The sequence below is a fragment of the Streptomyces sp. NPDC048479 genome (assembly GCF_040651435.1).
Lineage (GTDB): Bacteria > Actinomycetota > Actinomycetes > Streptomycetales > Streptomycetaceae > Streptomyces.
On record NZ_JBEZKA010000073.1, the window covers coordinates 1 to 9,130 of the forward strand.

The 9,130-nt window shown below is 71.1% G+C and carries 1 pseudogene; it reads left to right on the forward strand.

Annotated features, from left to right (window positions below):
* Positions 1 to 2: 2 nt before the first annotated feature.
* Positions 3 to 9,130 (forward strand): annotated as a pseudogene (locus tag AB0D12_RS40530) (SDR family NAD(P)-dependent oxidoreductase); the annotation flags it as partial.

Here is a 9,130-nt window from a genome sequence, read left to right on the forward strand (position 1 = left end):
TGCTGTTCTCTTCCATGAGTGGCACGGTGGGTGCTGCTGGTCAGGCCAACTATGCTGCCGCGAACGCCTACCTGGATGCTCTGGCCGAGCAGCGTGGTGCGGATGGTCTCGCGGCCACGTCGCTCGCGTGGGGCCCGTGGGCCGAGGGCGGCATGGCCGCCGACGAGGCGATGGACGCGCGGATGCGCCGGGACGGTGTACCGCCGATGGACGCGGAGCGGGCGATCCACGCTCTCCGACAGTCCGTCTGTGCCGACGACGCCGTTCTCACCGTGGCCGACGTGGAGTGGGATCGATTCCTCTCGGGCTTCGTCGCCGCACGGCACAGCCAGCTGTTCAGCGAGTTGCGCGAGGTCCGCGCCACGCAGGCCCGCGCGCAAGCGGCCCCCGAGGCCGACGGTCCGTACTCCCTCTCCGGGCGGCTTTCCGCCCTCGCGCCGGCCGAGCAGGAACGAGAGCTGCTGGATCTGGTCCGTACCCACGTCGCCGCCGTGCTGGGCCACGCCGGATTCGAAGCGGTCGGCGCGGCGAGGGCGTTCAAGGAGCTGGGCTTCGACTCGCTGACCGCGGTCGAGCTGCGCAACCGCCTGGGCGCGGCTACCGAGCTGAAGCTCCCCGCCACACTCATCTATGACTACCCCACCTCCGCCGCTCTCGCGGAGTACCTGGGGGGCGAGCTGGTCGGCAGCGTACGCGTCGCCGACACCGTCTTGCCCGCCGTGGCTGCCACCGACGACGATCCGATTGCGATCGTGGCGATGAGCTGCCGTTTCCCCGGGGGAGTACGGACCCCGGAAGACCTGTGGCAGCTGCTTGCGAACGGCACGGACGCGGTCGGCGCCTTCCCGGCCGACCGTGGCTGGGACCTGGACAGGCTCTACAGCCCCGACCCGGACCAGCCGGGCACCTCGTACACCCGCGAAGGTGGATTCTTCGAAGGGGCAGCGGACTTCGACCCCGGGTTCTTCGGGATCTCGCCGCGTGAGGCGCTGGCGATGGACCCGCAGCAGCGGCTCCTCCTCGAAACGTCCTGGGAAGCATTCGAGCGGGCGGGGATCGACCCCTCGTCGCTGCGGGGCAGCCAGGCCGGTGTCTTCGTCGGCACCAACGGCCAGGACTACCTCTCCCTCATCACCCGCGAACAGGAAGGCCTGGAAGGCCACTTGGGTACGGGCAACGCGGGCAGCGTCATGTCCGGCCGCGTCTCCTACGCCCTGGGCCTTGAAGGCCCGGCGGTCACTGTCGACACCGCCTGCTCGTCGTCGCTGGTCGCGCTGCACTGGGCGATCCAGGCGCTGCGGCAGGGCGAGTGCACGATGGCGCTGGCCGGCGGCGTGACGGTGATGTCGACGCCCGAGAATTTCGTCGACTTCAGCCGTCAGCGTGGTCTTGCGGAGGACGGCCGTATCAAGGCGTTCGCTGCGGCTGCGGACGGTACGGGGTGGGGCGAGGGCGTCGGCATGCTGCTCGTCGAGCGGCTGTCCGATGCACAGCGCAACGGCCACCCGGTGCTTGCCGTGGTCCGAGGCTCCGCCGTCAACCAGGACGGTGCGAGCAACGGACTCACTGCCCCGAACGGCCCGTCCCAGCAGCGCGTCATCCGGGCCGCCCTCGCCGGCGCGGGACTGTCGGCCGCGGACGTGGACGTGGTGGAGGCCCACGGCACGGGCACCAAGCTCGGCGACCCGATCGAGGCGCAGGCCCTGCTTGCCACCTACGGCCAGGGACGGCCTGACGGCCGGCCGTTGCTGCTCGGCTCGATCAAGTCCAACATCGGGCATACGCAAGCGGCTGCCGGTGTCGCGGGCATCATCAAGATGGTCATGGCGATGCGGCACGGGGTGCTGCCGCAGACCCTGCACGTCGACGAGCCGACCCCGCACGTCGACTGGACGGCCGGGGACATCGCCCTGCTGACCGAGCAGGCCGCCTGGCCTCAGGTGGACCGACCGCGACGAGCCGGTGTGTCGTCCTTCGGCATCAGTGGCACCAACGCCCACACGATCATCGAGCAGGCCCCGGAGGCCGTACCGTCCACGCCGACCGCACCGGCACCCGCGCTCCCGCTGCCGTACCTCCTCTCCGCGAAGAGCCCGGAGGCCCTGCGCGCACAGGCAGCTGCCCTGCGCGCGCACCTGGAGGCCGCGGAGAACGATGGGCCTGCGACCGCTGACCTAGGCTTCTCCCTCGCCACTGCACGCGCGCATCTCGGCCACCGTGCTGTGCTGGCTGCTGATGACCCGCAGGAACTCCTGGACGTACTGACGCGGCTGGCCGACGGCGAGCCGTCGCCTCGGATCACCACCGGGGCGGTGAGTGACGGCCGTACGGCGTTCCTGTTCACGGGGCAGGGGAGTCAGCGGTTGGGGATGGGGCGTGAGCTGTACGAGGTGTATCCGGTGTTCGCGGACGCGCTGGACGCGGTGTGCGCGCACGTGGACGGATACCTCGAAGTGCCGCTGAAGGAGGTGCTGTTCGCGGCCGAGGGCGACGCCCTGAACGAGACCGCGTACACGCAGCCTGCGTTGTTTGCGGTTGAGGTGGCGTTGTTCCGGCTGGTCGAGTCGTGGGGTCTCAGGCCCGATTTCCTGGCCGGTCACTCGATCGGTGAGATCGCCGCAGCTCATGTGGCGGGTGTGTTCTCGCTGGAGGATGCGTGTGCGTTGGTGGCGGCTCGTGGCCGGTTGATGCAGGCGCTGCCGACGGGTGGCGTGATGATTGCGGTCCAGGCGTCGGAGGACGAGGTTCTGCCTCTGCTGACGGACCGGGTGAGCATTGCGGCCATCAATGGTCCGCAGTCGGTGGTCATCGCGGGTGACGAGGATGCCGCGGTTGCGATCGCGGAGTCCTTCGAGGTTCAGGGCCGCAAGTCCAAGCGTCTGTCGGTGAGCCATGCGTTCCACTCGCCGCACATGGATGGCATGCTCGATGCCTTCCGTTCGGTTGCCGAGGGCATCTCGTACGAGTCTCCGTGCATCCCGGTGGTCTCCAACCTCACCGGGACCCTCGTCTCGGACGAGATGGGTTCGGCCGACTTCTGGGTCCGGCACGTCCGTGAGGCTGTCCGGTTCCTGGACGGCATCTGCACTCTGGAAGCCGCCGGCGTTACCACGTACATCGAACTCGGCCCGGACGGCGTGCTGTCCGCCCTGGCTCAGGACTGCCTGACCGGAGACGCGGACACCGTCTTCGCGCCTGTCCTCCGCTCCGGCCGCCCCGAGGCCGAGACCGTCACCGCGGCCCTCGCCCGGGCCCACGTCCACGGCACCCCCGTCGACTGGGACGCGTACTTCTCAGGCACCGGCGCCCAGCGCGTCGACCTCCCCACCTACGCCTTCCAGCGGCAGCGCTACTGGCCCAGCGCCGCCGCCTTCGCAACCGGGGATCCCGAAGCGATCGGGCTCGGAGACGCCGGGCACCCGCTGCTGGGCGCGGCGGTGGCGCTCGCCGACTCCGAAGGGGTGCTCTTCACCGGGCGGCTGTCGCTCGACACCCACCCCTGGCTCGCCGACCACGCCATTCTCGGCAGCGTCCTGCTGCCCGGCACGGCCTTCGTCGACCTGGCGATCCGGGCCGGTGACCAGGTCGGATGCGACATGGTGGAGGAGCTGACGCTCGAAGCGCCGCTCGTCGTCCCCGAGCGGGGCGGCGTACGGCTCCAGCTCGTCGTCGAGGCGCCCAGTGGACCCGGGCAGCGGCCATTCAGTGTGCACTCCCGCCGCCAGGACGCACTCGCGGAGGAGCCGTGGACGCGACACGCCTCCGGCGTTCTGGTCGCCGGTGCGGCGCGACAGGAACCGGAGGGGGAGTTCGGGGAGCTGGCCGCGTGGCCGCCGACCGGAGCCGTGCCGGTGGACGTGCGGGGTCTGTACGAGGAGCTGGCCGCGGACGGAGTCGTGTACGGACCGCTGTTCCAGGGGCTCAAGGCGGCCTGGCGGCGCGACGGCGAGCTGTTCACCGAGGTGGCGCTCCCGGACGATGCACGGCGTGAGGCGGCCCGGTTCGGGCTGCACCCCGCCCTGCTGGACGCCGGTCTGCACGCCATCGGCCATGACGGCCCCGAACAGGCAACGACCGGAGCCCTGTTGCCCTTCTCCTGGGCCGGAGTCTCGCTGTACGCGGTGGGCGCCTCCTCACTCAGGATGCGGCTGACCCCGGACACCCCGAGTGATCCGCACACCCTGGCACTGCTGGTGGCGGACGAGACCGGACGTCCGGTGGCGGCCGTGGAGTCGCTGACGCTGCGCACCGCATCTGCCGACCAGGTACGCGCTGCCGACGGCGGTCATCTGGAGTCGCTGTTCCGCGTGGAGTGGGTGCCCTCGGCGGGCGTTGCGTCGCCGCGCAGCGACGGCGCCGGCCGACGGTGGGCCGTGCTGGGCCAGGATGAACCGGGTCTGGGAGCCTCGGGCGTCCAGGTGACCGAGTACGCCGATGCCGCCGCGCTCGGCGCGGCGCTCGCGGCGGGCGAACCGGTGCCGGACGCCGTGTTCGTACCCCTGACCGCCCTCGTGGAGCAGGACGACACGGCAGCCTCCGTACACGCGGCCGTCACGAGCGCGCTGTCCGTCGTGCAGGCATGGCTGGCGGACGAGCGGTTCGCCGGTACGCGGCTCGTGTGGCTGACTTCCGGCGCCGTGGCCACCGAGCCCGGCGCGGGCGTGCCGGACCTGGCGGGCAGCGCCGTCCGGGGCCTGCTGCGCTCGGCGCAGTCGGAGAACCCCGGGCAGTTGCTGATGCTCGATCTGGACGGGGAGGCGGCCTCGCTCGCGATGGTGCCTGCCGCATTGGCTTCGGACGAACCGGAGTTGGCGATCCGGGGCGGGGCACTCAGCGCGCCGCGCCTTGCGCGCGTGCCGTCGGCGGACAGTTCGCGCGAGCCTTTCGGCTCCCTCGGTGACCCCTCCGGCACCGTGCTGGTGACCGGCGCCACCGGCACTCTCGGCGGACTGTTCGCCCGCCACCTGGTGACCGCGTACGGGGTCAAGAGGCTGCTGCTCACCAGCCGCCGGGGTCCCGACGCCGACGGTGCGGACGAACTGCTGGCCGAATTGACACAGTTGGGAGCCCAGGCCGACCTCGTCGCCTGCGACGCCGCCGACCGGGACGCGCTCGCCGCGCTGCTCGCGGACATCCCCGCCGAGCACCCGCTGACCGCCGTGGTGCACACAGCTGGAGTGCTGGACGACGGCGTGATCGCCTCGCTCACCCCTGAGCGGGTTGCCGCCGTGCTGCGCCCGAAGGTGGACGCGGCCTGGAACCTGCATGAGCTCACCCGGGACCTCGGCCTCTCGGCGTTCGTCCTCTTCTCGGGCGCGGCCGCCGCGTTCGGCGCGGCCGGGCAGGCGAACTACGCGGCGGCGAACGCGTTCCTCGAAGCACTGGCCGAGCAGCGCCGTGCGGACGGTCTGCAGGCCACCTCGCTCGCCTGGGGTCTGTGGGCTCCGCAGACGGGCGGCATGGCCCAGCGGCTCGACGAGGTCGACCTGCGGCGCATCGCCCGGGACGGCGTCGGCGCGCTCTCCGGCGACGAGGGCCTGGCGCTCTTCGACACTGCCATGACGGTGGACGCGGCGGTTCTGCTGCCGATGCGGCTCGACCTTGCAGTGCTGCGCGCCCAGTCCGTCTCCACGGGCGAGACCGTGGCGCTGCTGCGCGCCCTCGTACGGGTGCCGTCGCGGCGTGCGGTCGAGCAGCGCGCGGCGAAGGACGGCGGTTCGCCTCTGACGGCCCGGCTGTCGGCCCTGCCGGCCGTCGAGCGCGAGGACATGCTGCTGGACCTGGTGTGCGGGCGGGTTGCCGCGGTCCTCGGCCACGCGGGGGGCCAGGGGGTCGATGCGAACCGTGCGTTCAAGGAGCTCGGCTTCGATTCCCTGACGGCCGTCGAGCTGCGCAATGTCCTGAAGGCCGAGACCGGCCTCAGGCTCTCACCGACCCTCGTCTTCGACTACCCGACGCCGGTCGCGCTGGCCCGGCACCTGCTTACCGAGCTGTCGGGAACCACCGCGCACGAGGACGCCGTACGCGGGCAGACACCTGCACGGTCCGCCACGGCCACGGCCACGGCCACGGCCACGGCCGACGACGACCCGATCGTCATCGTCGGCATGGGCTGCCGCTTCCCCGGTGGCGTACGGTCTCCGGAAGACCTGTGGCAGCTCGTCTCCACGGGCGGCGACGGCATCACCGCCTTCCCGTCCGACCGGGGCTGGAACGTGGAGTCCCTCTACCACCCCGACCCGGACCACGCCGGAACGTCGTACACCCGCGAGGGCGGCTTCCTGCACGACGCGGCCGACTTCGACCCCGGATTCTTCGGGATCTCGCCGCGTGAAGCGCTCGCGATGGACCCGCAGCAGCGCCTGCTTCTCGAAACGTCCTGGGAGGCATTCGAACGCGCCGGGATCGACCCGGCGACACTGCGCGGCAGCCGTACGGGCGTCTTCGCCGGCGTCATGTACCACGACTACGCGACCGGCATCGGTGACGGTGGCAGCGGCCTTGAGCTGCCCGAAGGCGTCGAGGGATACCTCGGCACAGGCAACGCCGGCAGCATCGCCTCCGGCCGGATCGCCTACACCTTCGGCCTGGAAGGCCCGGCGGTCACCGTCGACACCGCCTGCTCGTCGTCGCTGGTCGCGCTGCACTGGGCGATCCAGGCACTGCGCAGCGGCGAGTGCACGATGGCCCTGGCCGGCGGCGTCGCGGTCATGGCGACCCCCGAGACCTTCGTCGACTTCAGCCGCCAGCGCGGCCTGTCGGTCGACGGCCGGTGCAAGTCCTTCGCGGCGGCGGCGGACGGTACGGGCTGGGCCGAGGGCGCGGGCATGCTCCTGGTGGAGCGGCTGTCGGACGCCGAGCGGAACGGGCATCCGGTGCTGGCGGTCGTGCGGGGGTCGGCGATCAACCAGGACGGCGCGAGTAACGGTCTGACGGCGCCGAACGGTCCGTCCCAGCAGCGGGTGATCCGTGCCGCGCTGGCAAGCGCGGGCCTTTCGGCCGCGGATGTGGACGCGGTGGAGGCGCACGGTACGGGCACCAGGCTCGGTGACCCGATCGAGGCGCAGGCGTTGCTCGCGACGTACGGACGGGAGAAGTCGCCGGACCGGCCGCTGTGGCTCGGGTCGATCAAGTCGAACATCGGTCACACGCAGGCGGCTGCCGGTGTCGCGGGCATCATCAAGATGGTCATGGCGATGAGGCACGGGGTGCTGCCACAGACCCTGCACGTCGACGAGCCGTCCCCCCAGGTCGACTGGGAGGCCGGTGAAGTCTCCCTGCTGACGCAGACGATGGAGTGGCCGGAGACCGGCCGTCCGCGCCGGGCGGGCGTGTCGTCGTTCGGCATCAGCGGCACGAACGCTCACACGATCATTGAGCAGCGGCCTGCCCTTGAGGCGGCGTCGGCACCTGAGACCACCGCGTTGCCGGTGGCGCCGTGGGTGCTGTCGGCGAAGGGTGAGGAGGCGCTGCGGGCGCAGGCGCGTCAGCTCCGGTCGTACGTGCTCTCCGCGCCCGAGCTGCGTCAGGTCGACGTCGGCTACTCGCTGGCGGTGGGGCGGGCGTCGTTCGAGGACCGCGCGATGGTGGTGGGCGGGGACCGTGAGGGTCTGCTGGCGAGGCTCGGGGCGCTGGCGGAGGGTGGCTCGGCGGCGGGGATCGTTACGGGCTCGCCGGTCGCCGGGAAGCTGGCGTTTCTGTTCACGGGGCAGGGGAGTCAGCGACTGGGGATGGGGCGTGAGTTGTACGAGGCGTATCCGGTGTTCGCGGAGGCGCTGGATGCGGTGGCCGCCCGGCTGGATCTTGAAGTGCCGCTGAAGGACGTCCTGTTCGGGGACGACGGTGATGCTCTCAACCAGACCGCGTACACGCAGCCTGCGTTGTTTGCGGTTGAGGTGGCGTTGTTCCGGCTGGTGGAGTCGTGGGGTCTGCGGCCGGACTTCCTGGCGGGGCATTCGATCGGTGAGATCGCTGCCGCGCATGTGGCCGGCGTGTTCTCGCTGGAGGATGCGTGTGCGCTGGTTTCGGCTCGTGGGCGGCTGATGCAGGCGCTGCCGACGGGTGGCGTGATGATCGCGGTGCAGGCGTCGGAGGGCGAGGTTCTGCCGCTGCTGACGGACCGGGTGAGCGTTGCGGCGATCAATGGTCCGCAGTCGGTGGTCATCGCGGGTGACGAGGATGCCGCGGTTGCGATCGCGGAGTCCTTCGAGGTTCAGGGCCGCAAGTCCAAGCGCCTGTCGGTGAGCCATGCGTTCCACTCGCCGCACATGGACGGCATGCTCGACGCCTTCCGTACGGTCGCTGAGGGCATCTCGTACGAGTCTCCGCGCATCCCGCTCGTGTCGAATCTGACGGGCGCCCTGGTCTCGGACGAGATGGGTTCGGCCGACTTCTGGGTTCGGCACGTCCGTGAGGCAGTCCGGTTCCTGGACGGAGTACGTGCTCTGGAGGCCTCCGGCGTCACCACGTACGTCGAACTCGGCCCGGACGGCGTGCTGTCCGCCCTGGCCCAGGAGTGTGTGACGGGTGACGCTGCGGCCTTCGTGCCTGCCTTGCGGAACGGCCGATCCGAGACCGAGACCCTAACCACCGCGATAGCCCAGGTTCACGTCCGTGGCGTGGCTGTCGACTGGCAGGCGTTCTTCGTAGGTACGGGTGCCCAGCGGGTCGATCTGCCGACGTACGCCTTCCAGCGGCAGCGCTACTGGCTGCAGATACCTGGCATGGTGCAGAGCGGCGTCGCTGACGAGGTGGACGCTCGCTTCTGGGATGCGGTGGAGCGCGAGGATCTGGAGTCGCTGGCCGCCACCTTGGAAGTCGACGACGAGAACGCGTGGGGCAGTGTGCTGCCGGCTCTGTCGGCGTGGCGTCGCCGACGCCGTACCCAGTCGGAGGTGGATGGTTGGCGTTACCGGGTGTCGTGGAAGCCGCTGGCTGAGGTCTCGTCGGGGGCGCGGTTGTCCGGCTCTTGGCTGGTAGTGGTGCCGGCCGGGGGTGTGGACGACTCGGCTGTGGTCGGTGCGCTGGCTGAGCGGGGTGTTGAGGTCCGGCGGGTGGTGGTTGAGGCCGGTGCGGATCGGGTCGCGTTGGCGCAGCTGTTGGTCGAGGCGGGTTCGTGTGCTGGTGTGGT